Source organism: Leifsonia shinshuensis (assembly GCF_014217625.1).
Taxonomy (GTDB): domain Bacteria; phylum Actinomycetota; class Actinomycetes; order Actinomycetales; family Microbacteriaceae; genus Leifsonia; species Leifsonia shinshuensis_A.
Genome location: NZ_CP043641.1, coordinates 1,653,738 through 1,677,113, shown reverse-complemented (window position 1 = coordinate 1,677,113; position 23,376 = coordinate 1,653,738). Strand labels below are relative to the sequence as shown.

At 70.7% G+C, this 23,376-nt stretch carries 19 protein-coding genes; 11 read left to right on the top strand and 8 right to left on the bottom strand.

What is annotated here, in order from left to right:
* The first annotated feature begins 23 nt into the window (after positions 1-23).
* Both F1C12_RS08085 and F1C12_RS08080 read left to right on the top strand, forming a co-directional pair.
* Complete coding sequence (locus F1C12_RS08085) at positions 24-1,511, top strand: DUF2142 domain-containing protein (RefSeq protein WP_185278255.1); 1,488 nt, start codon at positions 24-26, stop codon at positions 1,509-1,511.
* 214 nt (positions 1,512-1,725) lie between these two features.
* Positions 1,726-4,422, top strand: a complete 2,697-nt coding sequence (locus F1C12_RS08080; protein WP_185278254.1) for an FG-GAP-like repeat-containing protein — start codon at positions 1,726-1,728, stop codon at positions 4,420-4,422.
* Between the two features lie 27 nt (positions 4,423-4,449).
* Here F1C12_RS08080 and F1C12_RS08075 read toward each other — a convergent pair whose 3' ends face one another.
* Positions 4,450-5,706 carry a lipopolysaccharide biosynthesis protein gene (locus F1C12_RS08075; protein ID WP_185278253.1) on the bottom strand — a complete coding sequence of 419 codons (1,257 nt, stop codon included), beginning with the start codon at positions 5,704-5,706 and terminating at the stop codon, positions 4,450-4,452.
* Positions 5,707-5,772: 66 nt separating this feature from the next.
* Between F1C12_RS08075 and F1C12_RS08070 the strand changes: the two genes are divergently transcribed.
* Genes F1C12_RS08070 through F1C12_RS08060 form a run of 3 tightly spaced genes read left to right on the top strand, consistent with a single transcriptional unit; the run spans position 5,773 to position 8,930 of the window.
* A complete protein-coding gene (locus F1C12_RS08070) occupies positions 5,773-6,942 on the top strand; it encodes a glycosyltransferase family 4 protein (RefSeq protein WP_185278252.1) in 1,170 nt (389 codons plus the stop codon).
* 37 nt (positions 6,943-6,979) lie between these two features.
* Positions 6,980-7,960, top strand: coding sequence for a UDP-glucose 4-epimerase GalE (galE, locus tag F1C12_RS08065; protein ID WP_185278251.1), 981 nt, complete (start codon positions 6,980-6,982; stop codon positions 7,958-7,960).
* Positions 7,953-8,930 carry a glycosyltransferase gene (locus F1C12_RS08060; protein ID WP_185278250.1) on the top strand — a complete coding sequence of 326 codons (978 nt, stop codon included), beginning with the start codon at positions 7,953-7,955 and terminating at the stop codon, positions 8,928-8,930. The genes galE (F1C12_RS08065) and F1C12_RS08060 overlap by 8 nt, the downstream gene beginning before the upstream one ends.
* Before the next feature lie 37 nt (positions 8,931-8,967).
* Here the strand turns inward: F1C12_RS08060 and F1C12_RS08055 are convergent, their stop codons facing one another.
* The 6 genes from F1C12_RS08055 to manA form a co-directional block, all read right to left on the bottom strand.
* The gene (locus F1C12_RS08055) at positions 8,968-9,348 is read right to left on the bottom strand and encodes a DUF2304 domain-containing protein (protein WP_185278249.1); all 381 of its coding nucleotides are present in this window, start codon (positions 9,346-9,348) and stop codon (positions 8,968-8,970) included.
* Between the two features lies 1 nt (position 9,349).
* On the bottom strand, positions 9,350-10,084 hold the full coding sequence (locus F1C12_RS08050; RefSeq protein WP_258046174.1) for a glycosyltransferase family 2 protein: 735 nt from the start codon (positions 10,082-10,084) through the stop codon (positions 9,350-9,352).
* Between the two features lie 34 nt (positions 10,085-10,118).
* Entirely contained in the window at positions 10,119-11,066 is a 948-nt protein-coding gene (locus F1C12_RS08045; protein ID WP_258046173.1) for a glycosyltransferase family 2 protein, read from the bottom strand.
* A 72-nt stretch (positions 11,067-11,138) separates the two neighbouring features.
* Positions 11,139-12,428 carry an O-antigen ligase family protein gene (locus F1C12_RS08040; RefSeq protein ID WP_185278248.1) on the bottom strand — a complete coding sequence of 430 codons (1,290 nt, stop codon included), beginning with the start codon at positions 12,426-12,428 and terminating at the stop codon, positions 11,139-11,141.
* Positions 12,429-12,438: 10 nt separating this feature from the next.
* Positions 12,439-13,788 (bottom strand): O-antigen ligase family protein, encoded by a 1,350-nt coding sequence (locus F1C12_RS08035; protein ID WP_185278247.1) that lies wholly within the window; start codon positions 13,786-13,788, stop codon positions 12,439-12,441.
* 14 nt (positions 13,789-13,802) lie between these two features.
* A complete protein-coding gene (manA, locus tag F1C12_RS08030; protein ID WP_185278246.1) occupies positions 13,803-14,975 on the bottom strand; it encodes a mannose-6-phosphate isomerase, class I in 1,173 nt (390 codons plus the stop codon).
* A 109-nt stretch (positions 14,976-15,084) separates the two neighbouring features.
* Between manA and F1C12_RS08025 the strand changes: the two genes are divergently transcribed.
* From F1C12_RS08025 to F1C12_RS08005, 5 genes are all read left to right on the top strand, one after another.
* Positions 15,085-16,263 carry an acyl-CoA dehydrogenase family protein gene (locus tag F1C12_RS08025; RefSeq protein WP_185278245.1) on the top strand — a complete coding sequence of 393 codons (1,179 nt, stop codon included), beginning with the start codon at positions 15,085-15,087 and terminating at the stop codon, positions 16,261-16,263.
* 82 nt (positions 16,264-16,345) lie between these two features.
* Entirely contained in the window at positions 16,346-17,308 is a 963-nt protein-coding gene (gene galE / locus F1C12_RS08020) for a UDP-glucose 4-epimerase GalE (RefSeq protein WP_185278244.1), read from the top strand.
* 185 nt (positions 17,309-17,493) lie between these two features.
* A complete protein-coding gene (locus tag F1C12_RS08015; protein ID WP_179607589.1) occupies positions 17,494-17,814 on the top strand; it encodes a WhiB family transcriptional regulator in 321 nt (106 codons plus the stop codon).
* Between the two features lie 70 nt (positions 17,815-17,884).
* Positions 17,885-21,214: a glycosyltransferase family 2 protein gene (locus tag F1C12_RS08010; protein ID WP_185278243.1), complete on the top strand. Its 3,330-nt coding sequence runs from the start codon at positions 17,885-17,887 to the stop codon at positions 21,212-21,214.
* Positions 21,207-22,637, top strand: a complete 1,431-nt coding sequence (locus tag F1C12_RS08005) for a DUF5719 family protein (RefSeq protein ID WP_185278242.1) — start codon at positions 21,207-21,209, stop codon at positions 22,635-22,637. The genes F1C12_RS08010 and F1C12_RS08005 overlap by 8 nt, the downstream gene beginning before the upstream one ends.
* A 35-nt stretch (positions 22,638-22,672) precedes the next feature.
* Here the strand turns inward: F1C12_RS08005 and F1C12_RS08000 are convergent, their stop codons facing one another.
* Positions 22,673-23,116, bottom strand: a complete 444-nt coding sequence (locus F1C12_RS08000; protein ID WP_185278241.1) for a metallopeptidase family protein — start codon at positions 23,114-23,116, stop codon at positions 22,673-22,675.
* An 87-nt stretch (positions 23,117-23,203) separates the two neighbouring features.
* On the opposite strand from F1C12_RS08000, the gene F1C12_RS07995 reads away from it, so the two are divergent.
* The gene (locus tag F1C12_RS07995; protein WP_258046172.1) at positions 23,204-23,371 is read left to right on the top strand and encodes a DUF3499 domain-containing protein; all 168 of its coding nucleotides are present in this window, start codon (positions 23,204-23,206) and stop codon (positions 23,369-23,371) included.
* Positions 23,372-23,376 lie beyond the last annotated feature (5 nt).

The window sequence follows — 23,376 nt, the reverse complement described above, 5'->3', positions numbered from 1 at the left end:
CCTCGAGTATCGTGCGACTCGCGTTGATCCCCGTCCTCGCCCTGATCGCCCTCGCCGGGTGGGCGCTGGCCTCGCCCGTCGGCGCGTCGCCCGACGACGACTACCACCTCACCAGCATCTGGTGCGCAGACGGCCTCCAGAACGGTGTCTGCGAGAAGGCGGCGACGCCGGACGCCCGCGAAGTGCCGTATCTGGTGGCCAGGCCCACGTGCTACGTCTTCCACGCCGACGTCAGCGCGTCCTGCCAGCTCGTCAAGCACCCCCTGGACGCCAGCACCACCCGTGGCAACTTCGAAGGGCAGTACCCGCCCTTCTTCTATGCGACGATGCGCACGTTCGTGACCAGCGACGTCCTGTCGTCCGTGGTCACCATGCGGATCGTGAACAGCGTCCTCTTCGTCGGCCTGGCCTCCCTGGTCTGCTGGCTGCTGCCACCCCGGAGGCGGACGACGCTGTTCTGGGGGATCGCGGGCTCGATCGTCCCACTGGGCATCTTCATCATCGCCTCGGTGAACCCGAGCAGCTGGGCGCTCCTGTCCGGCGGCGTCCTCTTCGTCGCGACGGCGGGTTACCTCGAGTCCGCGGGATGGCGCAAGATCGGGCTGGGAGCGACCGCTGTCGTGACCGCGTTCATGGGCGGCGGCGCCCGCTCGGACGCAGCGATCTACGCCGTGATCGCCGTCGGGGCCGCAGTGCTCGTGACGGTCCAGTGGAACAAGCGTTTCTGGCTCTCCGCGCTGCTTCCCCTCGGGATCGCCGCGATGTCGGCCGTGCTGTTCCGGCTCGGCAGTCAGGTCGAGGGCGCGATCAGCGGGGCGTGGGGACCACCGCACATGCAGGGATCGACGCTCAACGTGGCCTTCCGCACGCTCATCCAGCTGCCCTCCCTGTATGCGGGCTCGTTCGGCGTGAACTGGGGATTGGGCTGGCTGGACACGATCATGCCCGCGATCGTGTGGTTCCCGGCTTTCGCCGTCTTCCTCGCGCTCATCTTCGCCGGGCTGCGCTCGATGAACCTGTGGAAGGGCATCGCCCTGTCCGGCGTCGCCCTCGTCCTCTTCGTCATCCCGTTCTACCTGCTCGTGCACGGCCGATTCCCGGTCGGGGAGCAGATCCAGCCGCGGTACCTCACCCCGCTGATCATGGTCCTGCTCGCCGTCGCCCTCTGGCAGGTGGGCGGCACGGTCTTCCGGCTGACCCGTGTCCAGTGGTGGGCGATCGTGGTGAGCCTCGCCGTCGCGAACTCGATCGCGCTGCACGAGAACATCCGCCGCTACGTCACGGGCACGGACGTGCCCGGCTTCAACCTCAGCTCCCACGTCGAGTGGTGGTGGCCGATCTCGCTCTCGCCGATGTGGGCCTGGGCCATCGGCTCGGTCGCGTTCGCGGGCGCGCTGGTGCTCGCGCTCCTGGAGTTCAGCCCGGAGGCGCGCTTCCGCATCGGCCGCCGGCGCGTCGACGGGACGGCGCCGGAGCCGCACGAGGAGCTGCGGCCCGTCGAAGCTCTGTAGAGGAGTCCTGCGCGACGGGAGCCCCGCTGCCGGCCCTCCGCCGACGGCTGAGTGATCTCTCACCTTCCGACGCGCTGAGGCGCTGGGGTAGACATTGCGGTCTCACCGTTTAGCCTTGGCTGGAGCCGGTGATCGAGGACGTGACCCGGTCCCCGACGCGCTCTCGCCGTCGGCCGCATCCGATCCCGACCGACCAGCCCATAAAGGAGCGACGATGCGCGGACGCCACATCCTGCCCTCTTCACGAACGACGGCCCTCCTGCTCGTCATCGCCACCGCCGTCGCGCTCGGCAGCATGGGCGCGGACGGAGGACTGCCCGCCCGCGCGGCGACGACGGCTCCCGCGGCGACCCCAGCGGCCACCCCCGCGGCGACTCCTGCGGCGGCGACCGCCTCCCCGTCCCCGTCGCCGACAGCGTCGCCCAGCCCGTCAGCCACATCGACTCCGGCGCCGTCCGCCTCGAACACGGACCCCTCGCTCGCCACGATGAACGCGGCGGGCAACCACTCCATGGGATCCACCATCGCCGCGAACGACCCCAGTGCGGTGAGCACGCCCGCCCCCGGCGCGCGCAGCTTCGCGCTGACCGCGCCGCTCGCGAGCCAGTTCCCGCCGGGAGTCCCCGGGCTCGACGTGAGCGGCTGGCAGACGCTCACTCGCTCCGACTGGACCACGATCGCCAACAACGGCGCCAAGTTCGCCTACACGAAGGCCACCGAGAGCACGGACTACGTCAGCAGCCAGTTCAGCGAGCAGTACAACGACTCCTACGCCGCCGGCCTCATTCGCGGCGCCTACCATTTCGCGACGCCCAACACGTCCTCCGGCGCCGCCCAGGCCAACTACTTCGTGAACAACGGCGGCGGCTGGCTCAACGACGGCCGTACGCTGCCCCCGCTCCTCGACATCGAGTACAACCCGTACGGCGACACCTGCTACGGCATGGCCGGCGCCGCGATGGTGAACTGGATTCGGGACTTCTCCAACACCGTGCTCGCCCGCGTCGGCAGGCTGCCGGCGATCTACTCGACGACCGACTGGTGGACGCGGTGTACGGGCAACGACGGCAGCTTCGGGGCGAACCCGCTCTTCATCGCGCGCTACCCGAGCAACATCTCATCCGGAGCCGGAACCCTTCCCGCCGGGTGGTCGAACTACACGATGTGGCAGTACGCCGACTCCGGGGTGTTCCCCGGCGACCAGGACACGTTCAACGGTACGGTGGCCGACCTCGCGGCTTTGGCGTCCAATGGACCGAACGTGCAGCCGCTGCCCAGTCCGCTGATCGGCGTCGGCGACTTCAACGGCGACGGCAAACCGGACTTCATCGCGCGGCGGTCGGACGGGACGCTCTGGTTCTACGCCGGAACGGGCTCGGCGACGAGCTACAACGACCCGGGCTACGCGCCTGCCGTCCAGATCGGCACCGGCTGGGGGGTCTACAACGCGCTCGTCGGAGTCGGCGATCTCAACGGGGACGGCAAGCCGGACCTTGTGGCCCGGCGTCCTGACGGCTCCGTGTTCGTGTACACCGGCACCGGGAACGCCGGCGTCGGCGGAGCCGAGGGCTACAACGCCGGGGTCCAGGTCGCCAACGGATGGAACGTATACCAGGACATCACGGCCGTCGGCGACTTCGCCGGCGACGGCAAGCGCGACCTGCTCGCCCGCAAGACGGACGGGACGCTGTGGCTGATCGAGTCGACCGGGACGGTGACCTCCGGCGGCACATTCAGCGCTCCTGTCCAGATCGGCACGAGCTGGAACGTCTTCCAGACGCTGCTCGGCATCGGCGACCTCAACGGCGACGGCAAGCCGGATGTCATCGGCATCGACTCGAACGGCGCGGCGACCTACTACGCGGGCGCCGGAGCGGCGAACGGGTACTACAAGCCCGGAGTGGCGATGTCGATCCCGGGAGCCTCGCCGACCGATGTCTTCGCGACGCCGGGCGATCTCGACGGTGACGGCATTCCCGACCTCCTCGACCGGAACCTCAGCGGCAACCTCTACCTTATCAAGGGCTCCCGGATGCGCGCCGAGGGCTACACGAGCGCTCAACCGGGTGGCGGGGTCTGGACGACGATCGCACAGACGGTCGCGCCGGGCGACTTCAACGGCGACGGAAAGCCGGACATGCTGACCGAGGCGTCGGACGGGACGCTGTGGCTGAGGGCGGGAACCGGCGGCTCCAATCCCTCGTTCGGGCCGGCCACCAAGATCGGCTGGGGCTGGAACATCTACAGCAAGATCATCGCGGCCGGTGACCTGAACGGCGACGGCAAGCCCGACCTCCTCGGCATCAAACCGGACGGCACGCTCTGGTTCTACGCCGGCACCGGCACCGTGAGCGCCACGGACACGGGCTACCGGGCCGGCATCCAGGTCGGCTGGGGCTGGAACACGCTCGCGGGCGTCCAGGGCGTCGGCGATGTCACCGGCGATGGCAAGGCCGACCTGCTCGCGTACCGCTCGGACGGCACCCTCGTGCTCTACAGCGGAACGGGTGTGATCGACTCGACGCACCAGGGATACAACGCGGGCGTGACAGTCTCGCAGTCCGCCCCCGGCGCCATGGAGATCATCGCTCCGCGCGACTTCGACGGCGACGGCAAGCCGGACGTGATCATCCGCAAGACGGACGGCACGCTCTGGATGTACCCGGGCACCGGCAGCTCGGCCGGGGGAGCCGTCTTCGGCACGCCGTACCGGATCGGGACGGGCTGGTCGATCTTCCAGACGGTCACCAGCCCGGGCGACCTCGACGGCAACGGCACGTCGGACCTGTTCGCGTTCCAGTCGAACGGCAGCGCGTCGTTCTACGAGGGGACAGGCAAGGCGGGAGCCCCCGGCCAGCCCGCGTTCGCCTCGCCGATGCTGAACGGGACGTCCTGGGGCGCGTACCGCTGATCCACGCCGCCACCGCCTGGGCTGTGCTCAGGCGGTGGCCGTCGCCGGCAGCCGCCGGCTGCGGAAGAGGATGACGAACGCGGTGATCGCCCGCACCCCGTAGGCGCCGAAGGTCGCCCAGAGCGCGCCCTCGACGCCGTAGCCGGGGATGATCACGGCGCACAGCACGAAGCTGGTGATGGCGGCCGCGGCGCTCAGGATGATGCCCTCGGCGTACAGGTTGCGCACGGTCAGGCCGATCGCGCCGAAGAACACCGCAGGGGTGGACAGGATGCACACGGCGAGCGGGATGAGCTCGCCGAGGGACATCGTGTACACCGGCCCGAACACGAGCGGCATCAGGAACCACATCGCAGCGACGCCCACGATCGTCAGCGGGATGAAGAAGGCGGTCCAGCGAGCCGAGACGACGGTGACGGCGCGCGCGAAGTGGCCGACGCTCTCGCCCGCCGACCAGCGTTCCCGCGCAGTCGGGATCCACGACTGGGAGAGCGCGTTGAGGAAGAGCTCGACGGCGGCGAGCACGTACAGGATGATGGCGAACCGGCCGACCTCGGTCGGGCCGTGCGTGGGGGCGAGGAAGTACTGCGGCATGGTGGCCACGAGGGAGAGCATCGCCCACGAGACCCCGGTCGGAAGCCCGGCACGGACGATCTCGGTGAGCTCCGTGCGTCGCGGGCTGGGCTCCAGGTCGCGCTCCGCCACCCGGACGAGCTTGTGCGCCGGCCGCCACATGATGATCGCCACGATGGTCGACACGACCAGCAGGGAGGCCAGCGCCGCGTTGAGGCTGCGGGTCTGCCAGAGGGCGACTGCCACCACCGCCGTTCCGAGGATGGCGCCAACCAGATAGCCCCGCATGATCTTCTCTGCCGCGTTGTACTTCTGCAGTGGAGCGGAGAACAGGTCGGACAGCGAGTCCATGAACTTCACGGCGGCGACGAGCACGATCGAGACGCCGATCTCCAGCGGGAAGAACAACGACACGATCGCGCCGACGACGAACGCGCCGCCGATCATGGACACCCGGACGGCGATGTACGACGAGAAGCGGTACTCGCGCTGCAGCGTCAAGTAGACCGTCCGCATGCCGAACTCCGCGAACGTGAAGATCGGCGTGTTGATGGCGAGCGCGAGCGAGTAGTGCCCGACGCTTTCGCTGTTCGTGAACCGCGCCAGCAGGACGAGGATGGCGATCAGGCCGAGATTGCGGAACAGGTTCGCGAAGAGGAGCCAGGTCGTCATCTTGAACCAGGAGCTCTCGGCGGGGAGATCCTCTGTCACAGGCGTCGGCTTCCTTTCGGTCGGGTGGTGGGTTCGGAGCGCGTGCGCCTCCTATAGCGTAGTCAGGTGACATCATCGATGAACTCGGCATCGCCTCAGACGGAGGCTGCCGCGACTCAGCACGTGCTCTTCGTGGTCAACAACTACCCGCCGCGGGTCGGCGGCGTCGAAGTCCACGTCGCCTCGCTGGCGCGGGAAATCGTCCGGCGCGGGCACCGCGCCACGGTGCTGACCCTGTCCGACGCGGAGTCCGAGACGATGGAGCACGGCATCAGGGTCATCCGGATCCCGCAGGGGCCGTCGGTCGGGGGCGTGTTCGCATTCCCGAAGCGCGCGGCATATCGCCGTGCGGCCGCTCGGCTGCGCGGTGACGGCATCACGATCGTCTCCACCCAGACTCGGTTCTTCCCGATGACCTGGAAGGGCATCGCCACGGCCCGCTCCCTCCGGGTCCCCGTCGTGCACACGGAGCACGGGTCCGACTTCGTCGCGGGAGTCCCCCTGGTGGTCGGCGTGGCGAGCAGGCTGGTCGATGTCACGTTCGGCCGGCGCGCGCTGCGCCAGGCCGACCGCGTGCTCGGCGTCTCCGAGCGCGTCGTCGCGTTCGTGAGCAGGCTCGCCGGCGTCGACGCGCGGATCTTCTACAACGCCACCGCGGTCCCGCCGGTGGAGCCGCACGAGCCGCCCCACAAGCCGGACTTCGTCGTCGTCGGCCGGCTCGTCGCCGGGAAGGGCGCCGACCGCGCCATCGCGGCATTCGCGCGGATCGCCGCCGACCACCCGGGATCACGCCTGGTCATCGTGGGCGACGGACCGCAGCGGGATTCCCTCGTCGCAGCAGCCGCAGGCCTCGGGATCGCCGACCGCGTCGAGTTCCGCGGCCGGATCTCGCAGGAGGCCGTGATGCACGAACTCGCGGGAGCGGTGCTGGTGAACCCGAGCACACTCTCCGAAGGTTTTCAGACGACGTTGATCGAAGCAGCGGCGAGCGGCGCGCAGATCGTGACCTACCCGCTGGCCGGCGTGACAGCGCTCGACGCTGCCGGAGCACCTGTGCACCTCGTGGAGTCACTCGCCGACGACGCGCTGGCGACTGCCATGGCTGCTGCGCTCGACCGCCCCAGACCGCGCTGGACCGCAGAGGCGGCCGAGGCGTGGACCTGGCCCGGTCGCGCGGGGGAGTATCTCGAGATCCTCCAGGACGTGAACGGGCGCACTCCGGCGCATCGCCCATAGCCCGGCCGCCGGACGGCGTTCTCGTAGACTTGCCTGCATGAGAGTCTTGGTCACCGGTGGAGCCGGGTACATCGGGAGCCATGTCGTGCGGCTCCTCCGTGACCGGGGCGACGACGTCACCATCGTGGACGACCTCGAGACAGGAGACCCTGGCCGCGTCCCGGGTGTGGACCTGATCTCCCTCCGGCTGGACGACACTGCGGCGATCGACACCCTCGCGGCGACTCTCGCCGGTCACGACGCGGTCATCCACTTCGCGGCCCGCAAACGCGTGGACGAGTCCGTGCGCCGGCCGGCGTGGTACTACCAGCAGAACGTCGGCGGGATGGCGAACCTGCTCCTCGCCATGGAGGCGGCGGATGTCCCCGCCCTCGTGTTCTCGTCGTCCGCGGCCGTCTACGGCGCCGCGGCGGGCGAGCGCCTGGACGAGTCCACCCCGACCGTCCCGATCAACCCCTATGGCCGTACCAAGCTCATCGGCGAGCAGATGCTGGACGAGGCGCGGGCGGCGACCGGCCTCCGCGCGGCGAGCCTGCGGTACTTCAACGTCGCAGGCGCTGGTCGCCCCGAACTCGGCGACACGGCCGTGCTCAACCTGGTGCCGATGGTCTTCGAGAAGCTCGATCAGGGCCTGGCGCCCGTCATCTTCGGCGACGACTATCCGACGCCGGACGGCACCTGCGTGCGCGACTACATCCACGTGACCGATCTCGCGGAGGCGCACCTGGCCGCGCTCGACCTGGTCGCCCGTGCGGACGAGCCGCGTCATCACGTGTTCAACATCGGAACGGGCAGGGGGAGCTCTGTGCGCGAGATGGTGGACATGATCCTGGAGGTGTCGGGAATCGACATCGAGCCGGTCGTCGCACCGCGCCGCGCGGGCGACCCGGCCGCTGTCGTGGCCGATCCGGCGAGGGCACGGGACGAGCTCGGCTGGACGGCACGGCTCACCCTCCGCGACATCGTGGAGTCGGCCTGGGAGTCGCACACCCGCTTCGCGAACGCGGCGAATGGCTGACCGCCCGCGCATCTCGGCCGTCCTGTGCACGCACAACGGCGCCGCGCATCTGGAGAGTCAGCTGCGCTCCATCCTGGCCCAGACGCGGCCGGTGGACGAGCTCGTGATCTCGGACGACGCCTCCACCGACGGCACCAGGGCCCTGCTCGAGGCGTTCGCCGCGCAGGCTCCGGAGGGGCTGGACGTGCTCGTGGAGTTCCGCGAGCAGGCCCTCGGCGTCACGGCCAATTTCGAGGCTGCCATGGCGCGGGCCACGGGCGAGGTGATCGTCCTCTGCGACCAGGACGACGTCTGGGAGCCCGGCAAGGTCGAGGCTTTCGGTGCTGCGCTCGGCGGCTCCGGGCTTCGGCTGGTGTTCACCGACGCCCGCCTCATCGACGACTCCGGATCCGTCCTTCCCGGCACGCTCTTCGGCAACCTCCGGGTGTCCGCGGCCGAACGCGGTGCGATCGCGTCCGGACGCGCGCTCGACGTTCTGCTGAGGCGGAACATCGTCACAGGGGCCACAGCTGCGCTCCGCGCGGAGCTCCTCGCGGCCTCGACTCCGTTCCCGGCCTCGTGGGTCCACGATGAGTGGCTCGCCGTGACAGCGGCCGTCCTCGGCGCCGTGGAGCTCGGCCCGGAGCCGCTGACGCGCTACCGCTTGCACGGCGCGAATCAGATCGGCGCGCCCAAGTTGACCCGGTCGACCGCGCTGTCGCGCTTCACGCAGCCGCGCGGACCGCGCAACGCGCGTCTTCTCGAACGGGCTCGCGCTCTCGCGGAACGGTTCGAGGTCGATGTCGCCGTCCCCGTCCAGGTCCGTCACGCGCTCGCCGAGAAGCTTCAGCACGAGATCGTGCGGTCGGACTATCCCGGTTCCCGCGTACGTCGTCTCCTGCCGATCCTCGCTGAAGCGCTGAGGGGACGCTATCGACGCTACGGCCTGGGCGTGCGCGACATGGTAAGGGACCTGGTCCAGCCGGCCTGACGGCGCGGCCCGAGTCGTCGGCCGCTCGGAGCGGCCGCTACTGGTTTCTCTCGTCTCGCAGCGCTGTGATGGTCCGCTCGAGCTCCTCGATGCGGAGCTCGTGCAGGGAACTCCGCTCAGCGAGCGTGCGAGCCTTGCTCTCCAGTGTCGTGAGCTCGCTGCTGTGCTGGATGCAGACGAGGAACAGCACCGCGATGCTCACGAAGAACACCAGGTTCACGGGCACTGCGACGCCGAAGACGGCGCCCGCCCAAGTGAGAGTGCTCGGGAAGACTCCGATGATGAGCGCGAGGGTCCCCGCGACCAGCCACCAGATGGCGTGACGCTCGCGCATCCGGCCGCGGCGGAGCATCTCGATCACGACGCCGAGGGTCAGGAGCGCTGCGAGGATACCGAAGATGTAACTGGTGATGGACATGTCAGGCTGTGGCCGTCTCTTTGCTGGCGGTTCGAGGGCGGATCAGCGCGACGGCGAGTGCGACGAACGCGCGAGCCAGATACACGGCGGCCTTGACCGGATTGTGCGACGGCTGTCCACCGGCGCGTGGCCGCATGGCCACAGGCACCTGAGCGATCCTGAGGCCGGCGCGGGCGGCGATCACCAGCGCTTCGACCGTGTCACCGAGATACTCGGCCGGGAAGGATCGCGCGAAAAGCTCGACTGCGCGCGGTCCGTTCGCCTTGAACCCGCTGGTCGTGTCGTTGAGCGGCACACCGGCCACGCGGCCGAGGACGCCGGACAACACGTTCATCGCCCACCGCCGAGGTCCGCGCACCTCGTAGTCCCCGACGCCGGAGAACCGTGCGCCGATCACCAGATCGGCCGATTCGAGCGCCTCCAGCAGTGCGGGGACGTTGGACGGGTCGTGCTGGCCGTCGGCATCGATCTGGACCACCACGTCGAAGTCGTTCTCGCGGGCGTACTGGAATCCGAGCCGCATGGCGCCGCCGACGCCCATGTTGTACGGCAGAGTGGCGACGGCGGCTCCCGCCGCACGCGCGACCTCGGCCGTGCGGTCGGCCGACCCGTCGTTGACGACGAGGCACGTCGCATCGGGCAGTTTGAGGGCCACTTCGCGGACGACATCGCCGACGGACGCCTCTTCGTTGAACGCGGGCATCACGATGAGGGTGCGGGCGAGGCGGAATGGCACGAACACACGATACCCGACGAGGCTCCGTTGCCGCTCAGCGTGCCGGCCGGTTCGTGAACACGTGGCGGACGAGTTCGTTCGTCCCCGGGCGATAGTCGTGCAGGAGCGAGGCGGGAAGCTTGGTCAAGGCGTTGAGGCGGGAGGTGACGTGGAATTCCGCCGCCTTCGCCGCCTTCGTCCAGCCCATGTCGTGCAGCCGAGGGGCGACTTCGAGGAACAGCTCACGCTCCTCCGCGAAGCGACTGCCGTATTTCGCCGCCTCTTCCGAGACGCTGCTCTCGTGGCGACGGTAGCGGAAGGTCTCGCCCGGGAGGAGGGCCATGGTCGCGCCGCTCATCAGAAGCTCCAGCTGGAGGGCGAGGTCGAGCACGATCGAGTACTTCGGATCGAACCCCCGGGGCTGCACGTCCGCGGTGCGCCAGCAGATGGACGGGAAGTAGGTCCAGTTCCCGCGCAGGAGGCTCGCCGTCAGTTTCTCGCCGCCGAGCTCGACGGAGACCTTCGGGTGCGGACGGCTCCAGTCCTTCACGCGATCGGCCAGCGGCAGCAGTCTCTCACCGTCGTCGCCGATGATCGAGACCGCCGGCTGCAGGTAGCTGGCGCGCGGGTGGTCGTGGATCGCCTGGTGCATCTGACGGACGTAGTCCGCGGTGAGGAGATCGTCGCAGCCCATGATCACGAAGTGATCGTGTTCGACGAGCGTCACGCAGCGATTGAAGGCGCCGTTGATCCCGAGGTTGACCGGGTTGCGGAGGAAACCGACCCTCTCGTCCTCGATCGTCGCCGCCCAGCTCCCCGGCGCCGGGTCTGGGTAGGCGTCGTCGACGATGGTCAGTCGCCATCGCCCGTCGGACTGGGCGAGCACACTCCCCACCGCGGCCCGGAACTGTCCCGGGTCGCCATAGAAGGGCATCAGGATGTCGATCGTCATGGCATGCGTCACATCGTGGTGGTTCCTGTCCAGTGCGCTGGGTGCGCTCATCTTGGCACGAGCCTGCGCACGCGGGTAACCCCCGAGAAAGCCCGCGCGAAGGTCTTCCGGTCGTGAGCGCCCTCAGGCCCCGTCGCGGTGCGGCAGCCGCAGCCGCCAGCTCATCCCCTGGGACGCCTTCACCGTGCAGATCACCAGCAGCATCCAGCCGGACTCGATGAGGATCGAGCTCTCGAACACACTCGTGACCAGCAGGGCCACCATCACCAGCGGTGCCCACGCGTAGACGACGCTGCGCCGGTTGGAGGCGAGCAGCCAGGAGCGGCCGAAGGCCAGGGCGATGAGCGCGATGAAGATCAGCAGGCCGATGAAGCCGACCTGCAGGTAGACGTCGAGGTAGGCGTTCAGGCCGTCCGGGTGATACGTGCCGGTGGCGTCCTGGATGGCGTTGAACGGGTAGAGATCGGTCGGCCAGGCGCCCACCCAGCCCCAGCCGGCGATCTGGTTGATCGGGATGAGCTCCCAGATCTGGATCCAGAGCTTGTAGCGCACCTGGAAGTCCGCGCGCGCGTTGAGCAGGTCGATGACGCGGGTGCGGTAGATGTACGCGGTGACCAGTACCGCGATGGTCAGGACAGCGAGCGCCCACTGCACCAGCGTCCTGCGGTTGGCCGGGACCTTCCGCAGCAGGTAGAGCGCGAGCGTGGCGAACCCGACGACCACGGACACCGCGGCGATGACGGGGGAGTGCGCGAGCAGGATGCAGAGCGCGGCGAGCGTGATCGAGAACGCGGCCAGCGTCGGCCGCACGGAGCGCGTGCGCAGTTCCACGAGGAAGGTGACGAAGGCGATCAGCGCGACGATGCTGAGCTGGTTGCGGGTGCCGAACAGACCCTGGATCGGGCCTCCCGCGGCGATGTTGCCCGCGATCCCGAGGAAGCGGATCGGCAGGTCGAGCAGCAGCCCGCTCAGGACCTCTAGCGCCAGCGAGACGGTCAGCAGCACGCGGAGGGCGTCGCCGACGACCCGGACGATCTGGATCGCGTCGCGCACCAGGGCGATGTAGACCGCCAGGAACGCGAACAGCAGCTGGTAGAGCACCCCGGCGACCGTGGCCCACTGGTAGTCGCTCCAGATGATGGACAGCGCGCACCAGCCGACGAAGAGCAGGGCCGAGATGGGCAGGAGCCCGTGCCACTCGATGAGCTTGCGCTGGGCGATGAACGACATCGCCGCGAGCAAGGCGATCGTGCCGAGGACCCCGATGAGGCCCGGCCAGCCGATCACCGCGCGGATGGCGTGCGTCGAGAAGCCGGTCACCACCGCCAGCAGCGCGAGGGTCGAGTTGAATCTCGCCGATCCGAGGAACTCGGTGACCGCTGGCGGCACCAGGGTTCGACGCGGTTCGGCCATGAACAGAATCCTACGTGGCGGACTGCTTGGTCTTCAGGGAGAGCAGCGCGAAGAGCGCCCAGCCGCCCTCGATCAGGATGCGGCTCTCGGCGAGGCTCTGTGCGAGCAGGGCGGCGAGCAGCAGCAGCGGCAGGAGGGCGAGGGCCGTGTACGGCAGGTCGTCGGCCACCGCGACCCGCGGGCGGTCGACGGCCAGGAACCACGACCGCCACAGCGTGCTCAGCACCAGGAGGGCGAAGATCACCAGCCCGACGATCCCGAGCTGCAGCCAGACGTCGAGCCAGGCGTTGTGCGCCTGCAGGTAGACGACGCCGCTGCGCACGGCGAGGTTCTTGAACGGCGCCACCCAGGGCGCCCAGTAGCTCACCCAGCCCCAGCCGAACGCCGGGCGCTCCTGGGCGAGGTGGATGACCGAGTCCCAGATCGTGAGCCGGCCGGTGAGGTCTTCGCTCTTGCCGAGCAGCACGGGGATGCGGGAGGCGAACAGCACCACGGACACGACTACCACGATCGCGAGCGCCGCGGCGGCGAGGTACACCGGCCGCCTCCGTTCCGGGCCGGCGCGGCGCGTCCAGAGCGCGAAGCCGAGCACGACCGCCGTGAACACGGCGGCGACGAACACGGTCGACGACCGGGTCAGCGCGAATGTCACGACGGCGACGACCAGCCAGGTGATCGCCGTGCCGCGGCGGACGCTGCGGTCGGCGAACTGGATGCCGAACACCACGAGACCGAGCAGCGCGACCATGGCGAGCAGGTTGCTGTTGCCGACGATGCCCTGGATCTGGCCGCCGTGGAAGAGCAGGTCGCGGCTCCAGTAGAACGCCGACGGGATGTGGCTGGACGGCGCCGGCTGCGCGGGCGTGAGCGGCAGGATGGGCCTGCGCACGAAGATCGCGACGACCAGCTCGAACAGCAGCGAGAGCCCGAGGATCCAGCGGAACGCGTTCGCCAGGGCGGTCAGCAGCGACTTCCAGCTCAGGCAGAAGGCCAGGAACACGGCCGCGGCGGTCGTGGCGAACTGGGCGATGAGTCCCAGCGCGGTGGCCCCGGGGTACGCCGACCATGCCAGCGAGACGACGGCGTAGGCGAGGAAGAGCACGAGCGACTTCGGGAGCTTCCGCCACCGCACGACCGGCCGCATGCGCACCAGGAGGACGACGCTCCCCACCGCCAGCGCGCCGGCGAGGACGAAGTACCCCGGCCAGCTGATCAGGTTGCGCCAGAAGTCCCCGGCGAACAGCGTGAACAGCAGCAGCACCGCGAAGACGGAGGCTCCGGTGCCGGACGCGCCGCGGGCGGCGTCGACGCGGTCGCTCAGCGAGACGGATCCGGTTGCCGGTCGGGAGGGCTTGCTCACCCCCGCAGGATAGCTCACCGGTTCGGGGTCGCCAGGAAGAGTGTGCCGCCGCCGGAATATACGGTCAGCTCCCGCTCGTCGGCCGTCACCACGGCCGCCTCGCCGCGGGTGAGCCGCAGCGAGCCCGTCGCTCCGCGCAGCTCGACGTCTCCGGCCGTGCAGAGCGCGATGGCCGTGCCCGGCAACTCCACGGGAGCGGACGGCACATCGCCGCCGACCTCCACGCGAGCGAGCCGGAAGTCGGGGACGTCGGGGACGAACTCCTCGACGCCGGGCGCGGGCCGCTCCCGGACCATCGGGGTCACGGCGAACGGCGCGAAGTCGAGGATGCTCACGAGCTCGGGCACGTCGATCCGCTTCGGGGTCAGCCCGCCGCGCAGCACGTTGTCGGAGGCGGCCATGAGCTCGACGCCGAGGCCGCGGAGGTAAGCGTGGATGTTGCCCGCCGGGAGGTAGAGCGCGTCGCCCGGGCGCAGCGCCACCCGGTTGAGCAGCAGGGCGAGCACGATGCCGGGGTCGCCGGGGAAGGCCGCCGCGAGCATCCGGACGGTGCCGGCGTCGACGCTGTCGGCGGAGGTTCCCTCTGCCGCCTGCGCGGCCGCCACCACCGCGTCCACGACCGCCGCGACCTCCGGCGCACCGCCCAGGAGCCACTCGGTCGCGCGGCGCAGCGCTGCCTCCGGTTCGCCGTCGAGTGTCGCCGCGAACGCGGCCACCGCCGGGTCGCCGCCGGCCAGACGCTCCAGTGCGGCGCGGCTCTCTGCGGGCTCGCGGAAGCCGCAGAGGGCGTCGAACGGGTCGGACAGCGCGAAGATCATCTCCGGCTTGTGGAACGGGTCCTTGTAGTTGCGCTCGGGGGAGTCCGGGGCCAGGCCTTCTGCGTTCTCGCGCTTGAACCCGGCACGCGCCTGCGCCGACGACGGATGCGCCTGCAGCGACAGCGGTCCCGCGGCCGCGAGCACCTTGAGCAGGTAGGGCAGTCTCCCCGCCGTCTCGCTCCAGTGCGCCAGGTCGGCGGCGCCGCCGGTCTGGGCGGGGTCGAGGATGCGCGCGGGGGAGCCCGGGTGCGCGCCCAGCCACAGCTCGGCCTCCGGGGCCCCGCTCGGCGTCGTGCCGAGCAGGTGGGCGATGGCGGTGGTGGAACCCCACGCGTAATCGCGCGGGGTGTTGCCGATGCGCACAAACATCCGTCGTGTTCCCTTCGATCCGGTTAGACCAAAGTACCAATCGCTTTGCCGCGCTCCTGGCCGCTCCCTAGGCTGGCGGTCTCTGCCGACCGCATGCACTGGAGCACACATGGCCTTCGAATCCCTCGCCAGCGACTTCTACGGCTTCGAGAACCTGCTGACCGAGCGCGAGCGCGACTTCATCGCGAACCTGCGCGCAGCGCTCGAGTCGGAGATCAAGCCGATCGTCAACGAGTACTGGGAGCGCGCGGAGTTCCCGCATCAGATCATCGACGTCCTGCACAGCAACGGTGCGATCGGCCTCGGCTTCGCGGAGACCGCACCGTTCGAGAACTCGGCGGTGTTCCGCGGCTGGGTCGCCCTGGAGCTCGCCCGCGTCGACGCCTCCGTCAGCACCTACGTCGGCGTGCAGAACGGACTGGCGCTCGGCGCGATCGGCGTCTGCGGCTCCGAGGAGCAGCGCGCGGAGTGGCTGCCGAAACTCGCCAGCGGCGAGGTGCTCGGCGCCTTCGGGCTCACCGAACCGGAATCCGGGTCGGACTCCGCCCAGGGCCTGCGCACGGTCGCGACCCGCGACGGCGACGACTGGATCCTCAACGGCTCCAAGCGGTGGATCGGCAACGCCACCTTCAGCGACATCACCGTCATCTGGGCCAAGAGCGCGGAGGACGGCCAGGTGAAGGGCTTCATCGTCCCGACCAGCACGCCCGGGTACACCGCGACCAAGATCGAGGGCAAGCAGTCGCTGCGCATCGTCCAGAACGCGGACATCACGCTCGAGAACGTGCGCGTGCCGGAGTCGCTGCGCCTGCAGAACGCGAACAGCTTCCGCGACACCGCAGCCGTGCTGCGCCTCACCCGCGCGGAGGTCGCCTGGGCGGCCGTCGGCGTCGCGGTCGGGGCCTACGAGGCGGCGCTGCGCTACGCGAAGGAGCGCGTCCAGTTCGGCAAGCCGCTCGCCAAGCACCAGCTCATCCAGGACCACCTGGTGAAGTCCATCGGAGACATCACCGCCTCCATCGCGCTCTGCACCCGGGTGTCGCAGATGCTCGACGACGACGAGCAGCGCGACGAGCACTCGGCGCTGGCCAAGGCGTTCGCGACCTCGCGCATGCGCGAGACCGTCGCCCGCTGCCGCGAGCTGATGGGCGGCAACGGCATCGTCATCGACTACGACGTCGCCCGGTTCTTCGCCGACGCGGAGGCCCTGTACTCGTACGAGGGCACCCGGGAGATGAACACCCTGATCGTCGGCCGGGCGATCACGGGAGAGGCCGCCTTCGTCTGACCGGCCCGCGGAAGGGCCCCGATCGCTCCGAACGCTAGGGTTGCAGTGAATCCCTCGTTCCGTTCGAAGCAGGAGGACGCCCGTGGCGTGGTTGGTGACTGGAGGGGCCGGCTACATCGGCTCCCATGTGGTGCAGGCGTTCCGTGCGGAGGGCATCGACGTCGTCGTGGTCGACGATCTCTCCAGCGGGCATGAGGAGTTCGTCCCGGCCGACGTTCCCTTCTACCGCGGCACCATCCTCGACGGGGCGCTCCTGGAGCGGATCTTCCGAGAGAACACCATCAGCGGCGTCGTGCACGTCGCCGGCTTCAAGTACGCCGGCGTCTCGGTGCAGCGGCCGCTGCACACCTACGAGCAGAACGTCACCGCCACCGCCGTGCTGCTCGCCGCGATGCAGGAGGCGGGGGTCGACGCGATCGTCTTCTCCTCGTCCGCCGCGGTCTACGGCACGCCGGATGTGGACATCGTCACCGAGGCGACCGCGAAGAACCCCGAGTCGCCGTACGGCGAGTCCAAGCTGATCGGGGAGTGGCTGCTGCGCGACCAGGGCGTCGCCGCGAGCCTGCGCCACACCTCGCTGCGCTACTTCAACGTCGTCGGCTCCGGCGACCCCGCGTTGCGCGACACCAGCCCGCACAACCTCTTCCCGCTGGTCTTCGACGCGCTCGTCGCCGGCCGCACCCCGCGGGTCAACGGCGACGACTACCCGACGCCCGACGGCACCTGCGTGCGCGACTACATCCATGTCGCCGATCTCGCGATCTCGCACGTCGCCGCGGCCAAGCGCCTCGACGCGGGCGAGCCGATCCAGGCTGTCTACAACCTGGGCAGCGGCGACGGTGTCAGCGTCGGCGAGATCATGTCCACGGTGGCCCGCGTGACCGGAATCGCCTTCACCCCAGAAGTGGGGCCTCGACGTCCGGGGGACCCAGCCCGCATCGTTGCCTCAGGAGAGCTCGCCGCGCGCGATCTCGACTGGAAGATGCGCCACTCCCTCGAGGAAATGGTAGGCAGCGCCTGGGAAGCACGGCAGGCGGCGTCCTGACCGCTCGACCGATGGGGGTAGACAGGTCGGGCGTGTCGCGATTGTTGTCGAGCCCCGGCGCGTCGTGAAGTCTCGACCAGGCGTTAAGGCTTTACGATTCGCGACTTGACGGAAGCGAATGACAACGGTGTAATTATTGCGACACGACAAGCGTGTCGACGGCAGTTAAGGGTGGGGAGACCGATATGGCAATTCCTGAATATCGTTCTGGGGTACCCGACGACTGGTTCATCGATCCGGTGCGACTCGGGGTTCCGGGAGTCCGGGCGGGTGTCGACGACGACAACCCTCTCGCCTGGCAGTCCGACGCCCTGTGCGCACAGACGGATCCGGAGGCGTTCTTCCCCGAGAAGGGCGGCTCCACTCGCGATGCCAAGCGGATCTGCACCTCGTGCGAAGTCCGGTCCCAGTGCCTCGAATACGCGCTCGCCAACGACGAGCGGTTCGGGATCTGGGGCGGGCTCTCGGAGCGCGAGCGCCGCAAGCTCCGCAAGCGCGCGGGCTGACCGGGTCGAATACGCGCCGCGCCCGACGCACTACCGGGATCGGCGCAGCCCCAACTTAGGCTGACTCCCGATGTATCCGAGAGTCACCGCCATCGTCGTCGCCCCGAGCGGCGGCCCCAGCCTGCAGCGCACTCTCGACGCCCTCGCGGCACAGACCCGACAGCCGGACGCCGTGATCGCCGTCGACTGCGCGAGCACGGACGACGCCGCCCGCCTCCTCGCCGACGCCAAGCCCACCCAGCTGCTCCGGAGCCCGGAGAAGCTGCCCTTCGGCACGGCCATCGCGACCGCTGTGCGCGTGCTCCCGCCGACGAGCTCCTCCGACGAACTGCTCTGGCTGCTCGCACACGACACCGCTCCGGAGCCGGAGACCCTGGCGGCGCTGCTCGGCGCGCTCGAGGTCTCCCCGTCGGTCGCCGTGGTCGGCCCCAAGCTGGTCGACGCCGAGGACGCCGCGTTCATCCGCGAGTTCGGCGAGTCGATGACGCCGTTCGGCGCCTCCCTCCCGCTGGTCGAGAACGAGCTCGACCAGGCCCAGCACGACGGCCTGAGCGACGTGCTCGCCGTCTCCTCGGCGGGGATGCTCGTGCGCCAGCCGGTCTGGGACGCCCTGGACGGCTTCGACCCGGCCCTGCCCACCATCGACGACGGTCTCGACTTCTGCACCAGGGCGCGCCTGGCCGGGTACCGCGTGACGCTCGTCGCCCAGGCCCGCGTGGCCGTCGGCGGCGACGGGGTCGCCGGACCGAACCTCTCGCGCAAGTGGTCGGTGCGCCGGAAGCTCGCGGGGGAGCGGCGCAGGGCGCAGCTCCACCGGCGGATGGTCTACGCGCCGGGCTGGGCGCTCGTGCCGCACTGGCTGACGCTCGTGCCGCTGGCGATCCTGCGGTCGATCCTGCGCCTGCTCCGCAAGGAGCCGGGGTCGGTCGGCGGCGAGCTGGGCGCGGCCTTCCGGGTCGCGTTCTCCGGCATGGCCGTCGGCAGCGCACGCCGCCGGCTCTCCCGGGCGCGCACCGTCGGCTGGGCGGCCATCGCCCCGCTGCGGCTGCCGTTCGCTGAGGTGCGCCGCGGCCGGGCGCTCAAGCGCGAGGCGGCCATGGTGCGCCAGCAGGGCGAGCGCCAGGAGCTCGACTTCTGGGGCACAGGAGGCGGCTGGACCGTCCTCGCGATGCTCGCCGTCGGCGTCCTGCTCTTCTACCCGCTCGCCGGTTCCGGTGCGATCACCGGCGGTGGGATGCTGCCGCTGAACAGCTCGGTCGGCGAGCTCTGGTCGAACCTCGGCTACGGCTGGCGCGACATCAACCTCGGCTTCACTGGCGCAGCCGACCCGTTCTCCGCGGTGCTCGCCGTGCTCGGCACGCTGACGTTCTGGCAGCCCAGCGTCTCGCTCGTGGCGCTCTGGCTGCTCGCCCTGCCGCTCGCGGCCCTCGGCGCCTGGCTCGCGGCAGCGCGGCTGACCGTGCGGCCGACGCTGCGCGCCTTCGCCGCCGTGGTCTACGCGCTGGCGCCGACGCTCTTCGTCGCGCTGCAGGGCGGCCGGCCGGGCGCCGTGCTCGCGCACATCCTCCTGCCGTGGCTGTTCTTCGCCGGCCTCGCCGCGCGCCGGTCCTGGACGGCCAGCGCCACGACGGCGCTGATCGCGGCGGCGACGGTCGCCTGCGCGCCTGTGCTGATCCCGGCTCTCGTGATCGCCTGGATCGCGGCCATCGTGTTCGCCGGCCGCCGCGCAGCGCGCATCGTCTTCATCCCACTGCCCGCCATCGTCCTGTTCGCGCCGCTGGTCTGGCAGCAGGCCTCCCGCGGGGCGTGGCTGTCGATCTTCGCCGACCCCGGCGTTACGCTCGACGCGCGCCGGACGCCCGCCTGGCAGCTCGCGCTCGGCTTCCCGGACGGCGCCCTCGGCGGCTGGCACGCCCTCGCCCAGGCGTTCGGGCTCAGCGCGCTGCCCAGCACCATCATCGTGCCGATCCTGCTGGCGCCGCTCGGCATCCTCGCGATCCTCGCGCTGTTCCTGCGCGGCACGGTCCGCGCGGTCGTGGCGCTGCTGGTGGCCCTCGCCGGCTTCCTCACCGCGGTCACCGCGCTGCATGTCCAGATCGCGGTCTCCGGGTCGGCGGTCGTCCCGATCTGGCCGGGCAGCGCGGTCAGCCTGTACTGGCTCGGCCTCATCGGCGCCGCCGTGCTCGCGCTTTCTGCGCTCCGCCGCGGCGCGCTCGCCCCGGCCTGGGTCGCGATGGTGACCATCGCGATCGCGGCAGTGCCGTCCGCGCTGGCGACGCACGACGGCCAGGCCGCCGTGACGGCGAGCGACGGGCGGACGATGCCGGCAGTGGTGACGGCGAAGGCCGCGACGCAGCCGCGCACCGGCACGCTGCGGATCACGCCGCAGCCCGACGGCGGCATCCAGGCGGAGGTCATCCGCGGGAGCGGGCAGACCCTCGACGTCCAGACCACGCTGAGCTCGACCGAGCGTTCGCTGTCGTCCGGCCAGCAGGAGCTCGCGACGCTCGCGGGCAACCTCGCCTCGCGCAGCGGCTTCGACGCTTCCGGCGAGCTCAAGCGGCTCGGCATCGACTTCGTGCTGCTCACTCCGCCGGCGACGGCGCTGGACGAGCACGTCGGGACCAAGCCGGACACCACGGCGGCCGACGCCACCCGGGCGCGCGCGAGCGTCGCGATGGACGCGAACTCGCTGCTCGCGCCGGTCGGCCAGACCACGACCGGCTCGCTCTGGGCCTTCGACCGCGGGACCGCCGTCGAGCCTCCCGCGGCGATGATCCCGCCGGACGCGGGCGGGATCTGGCGCCTGATCGTGCTCCTCGTCCAGGGGCTGATCATCGGCTTCACACTGCTGCTGGCCATCCCGACCACCCGGTCCGCCGACCGCGTCTCCGAGCTGAACTCCCGCCGTCCCGCCCGCAAGCACGGCGGCGAGCCTCCCGCCATCGAGCCGGACGACGAGCCGGACCCGCCGTCGGACGGCGACGTCCCCGTCGCAGGCGAGAGCCTCGACGAGTGGGACGCCGAGCCGGAGGACGAGGCCCTGGTCGAGTCCGCCGACGAGGACGAGGCGCGCGAGGCGCGTCCCGAGCCGGAGGAGACCACAGGCCCGCAGCCCGACCGGGAGTCGGCGGTCCTGGCCGCGCCGGAGCCCGCGCTCCCGGAGTCCGCGTTCGCGGAGCCCGCTCTCGCGGAGCCCGCTCTCGCGGAGCCCGCGCCGCCGGAGCCGGAACTCCCAGAGTCCGCCCTCCCGGATCCCGCCACCGGCGGGAACGCCACCGCGCACGACTTCGCCCTCCAGGCCGCCGTCTCGTTCGACGCCCCGACCACGCTGGAGGACGGCCTCGACGAGACCATCATCCGCACCCGTCCGTCCATCGAGAGGAGCGACCGTGGCTGACCGCCGTGCCCTCGCCCAGGGCGGCGTCCGCGCGATCGGAGGCCTCGTCGGCGTCGGGATCGCCGCCGTCGTCATCGCGGGCGCGACCCTGCTCCCGCTGTCCGGGTTCGCGATCGACGCGCCCTCGAAGACCGTCCACCCGGTCCCCGCCGACCAGCAGCGGGTGTGCCCTGGGCCGGTGCTCGCCCTCGCCGCCGACGCAGGCCAGGCCTCGCAGCCCAGCGCCCTCGGGCAGTCCACCGCCGTCTACGGCACCGACGGCCCCGCCACCCAGACCAGGAACCTCAAGCCGGACGCGTCCACCGACTCGGCCGACCAGTCCCCGCTGGCGCTCACAGCCGCAACCCCCCAGGGCGCGACCCGTCCTCCGCTGTTCGCGGGCGCCCAGGTCCAGAGCGTCGCCAGCCCGGATCTCGCCGGACTCGCCGCAGCCTCCTGCGCCGAGGCGAGCGCCGACAGCTGGCTCGTCGCGGGCGCGACCACGCTCGGCCAGACCAGCCTCGTGCTGCTGTCCAACCCGACCTCCGTCGACGCGACCGTCAACCTCGACATCTACACCGAGACCGGCCGGGTGGCGGCTCCGGGCGCGACCGGCATCGTCGTCCCCGCCGGAGCGCAGAAGGTCGTCCCGCTGGCCGGCCTCGCGCCCTCCGCCACCGCTCCGGTGGTCCACGTGACCACCACCGGCGGCGCCGTCGTGGCCACCATGCAGCAGAGCTTCGAGCAGGGCATCGACCCGCGCGGCGTCGAGCTCGCCGGCGCGACAGGAGCGCCGTCGCGGGTGCAGACGATCCCCGGGGTCGCGATCGCCTCGCTCGCCGCCATCACCGCCGCGCAGTCCGCGGAGAGCGTCAGCGTGGAGTTCCCGACGGTGCGTATCTTCGTGCCGGGGACCCAGGACGCGCAGATCACGATCGGCGCCGTGGGGGAGGCCGGCACGGCAGCGGGCAACTCTCTCGCGCAGACCGTCAAGGCGGGCAACGTCGCCGAGATCCCGCTCGACCACCTCAAGGACGGGTACTTCACCGTCACCGTCCGATCGAGCGTCCCCGTGGTCGCGGCGGTCCGCACGTCGACCATCGGCGCCAAGACGCGCGACTTCGCGTGGTTCGCGTCCACACCGCCGATCACGGACTCCCAGCTCGTCGCTGTGCCGCCGGGGCCGGCCCCTCGCCTGCACTTCGCCAACGGCGGGGACAAGGACGCCAAGGTGAAGATCCAGCCGGCGTCCGGGAAGCCGATCGCGCTCACCGTGCCCGCGGAAGGCGGCGCGAACGCGGCGGTGCCGACCGGACGCTACACGATCACCGGCGGGGACGGCCTGGAGGTCTCCGTCAGCCTGCAGGCCGACGGCCAGGCGAGTGCGTTCGCGGTCTCACCGGCCGGACCGCTCGCGTCGGCGATCGAGGTCTACCCGCACTGACGGGAGCCGCCTCCGCGCGGGTGCTCCTCCGCGGCTCAGAAGTGCCGGAAGCGGTCGGGCGCCAGATCCCACGGGTCTTTGCCGAGCAGCTCGGCGACAGCGCGGAACACGCAGCCCTCGATGTACATCCGGCGGTGCAGGTCGTCGTCGCGGTGCAGCTTCGTCAGGCGCTGGATGGGCACGCGGTACAGCACGATGCGCCGGCGCGCGTGGTCGACGTACCAGCGGTCGACGCCGTCGCTGCCGGTGTTGCCGACCGGCGTGGCCGCGACCTCGAAGTGCACGTCCGCCAGCTCGTCCGGCCAGACGCCCTTGAGGTAGTCGGCGGTGGAGGCCACGGTCATGTCGAAGAAGTCGATGCGGTTCTGCAGCATCGGCAGATGCGGCCCGGTCACCGGTCCGCGCGCTCCGCGCCCGTGACGGCTGCGCCACCGGCTGGTCGCCGGAGGGTTGCTGCTGGTGCGGCGGTTGCGGGGCATGTCGCAATCCTACGTCGGCGGGGCTCCGGTAGTCTGAGCCCGATGTTGAGCCGCCCGTGTTCCCGTGTCGCGTGTCCGCGCGACGCCGTGTCGACGTTGACGTACGTCTACGCGGACTCGATGGCGGTGCTCGGCCCGCTCAGCCTCCACCACGAGCCGCACTCCTACGACCTCTGCGCCATCCACGCCGAGCGCCTGTCGGCGCCGCAGGGCTGGCAGATCGTCCGCCACGAGGTCTTCGGCGAGATCAAGTAGGGTGA

Coding starts and splice junctions, on each gene's coding strand:
- F1C12_RS08010 (WP_185278243.1), top strand. CDS start 17,885: ATGTATCCGAGAGTCACCGCCATCGTCGTCGCCCCGAGCGGCGGCCCC.
- F1C12_RS08045 (WP_258046173.1), bottom strand. CDS start 11,066: ATGAGCGCACCCAGCGCACTGGACAGGAACCACCACGATGTGACGCAT.
- manA (WP_185278246.1), bottom strand. CDS start 14,975: ATGTTTGTGCGCATCGGCAACACCCCGCGCGATTACGCGTGGGGTTCC.
- F1C12_RS08060 (WP_185278250.1), top strand. CDS start 7,953: ATGGCTGACCGCCCGCGCATCTCGGCCGTCCTGTGCACGCACAACGGC.
- F1C12_RS08025 (WP_185278245.1), top strand. CDS start 15,085: ATGGCCTTCGAATCCCTCGCCAGCGACTTCTACGGCTTCGAGAACCTG.
- F1C12_RS08015 (WP_179607589.1), top strand. CDS start 17,494: ATGGCAATTCCTGAATATCGTTCTGGGGTACCCGACGACTGGTTCATC.
- F1C12_RS08055 (WP_185278249.1), bottom strand. CDS start 9,348: ATGTCCATCACCAGTTACATCTTCGGTATCCTCGCAGCGCTCCTGACC.
- galE (WP_185278251.1), top strand. CDS start 6,980: ATGAGAGTCTTGGTCACCGGTGGAGCCGGGTACATCGGGAGCCATGTC.
- F1C12_RS08080 (WP_185278254.1), top strand. CDS start 1,726: ATGCGCGGACGCCACATCCTGCCCTCTTCACGAACGACGGCCCTCCTG.
- F1C12_RS08000 (WP_185278241.1), bottom strand. CDS start 23,116: ATGCCCCGCAACCGCCGCACCAGCAGCAACCCTCCGGCGACCAGCCGG.
- F1C12_RS08040 (WP_185278248.1), bottom strand. CDS start 12,428: ATGGCCGAACCGCGTCGAACCCTGGTGCCGCCAGCGGTCACCGAGTTC.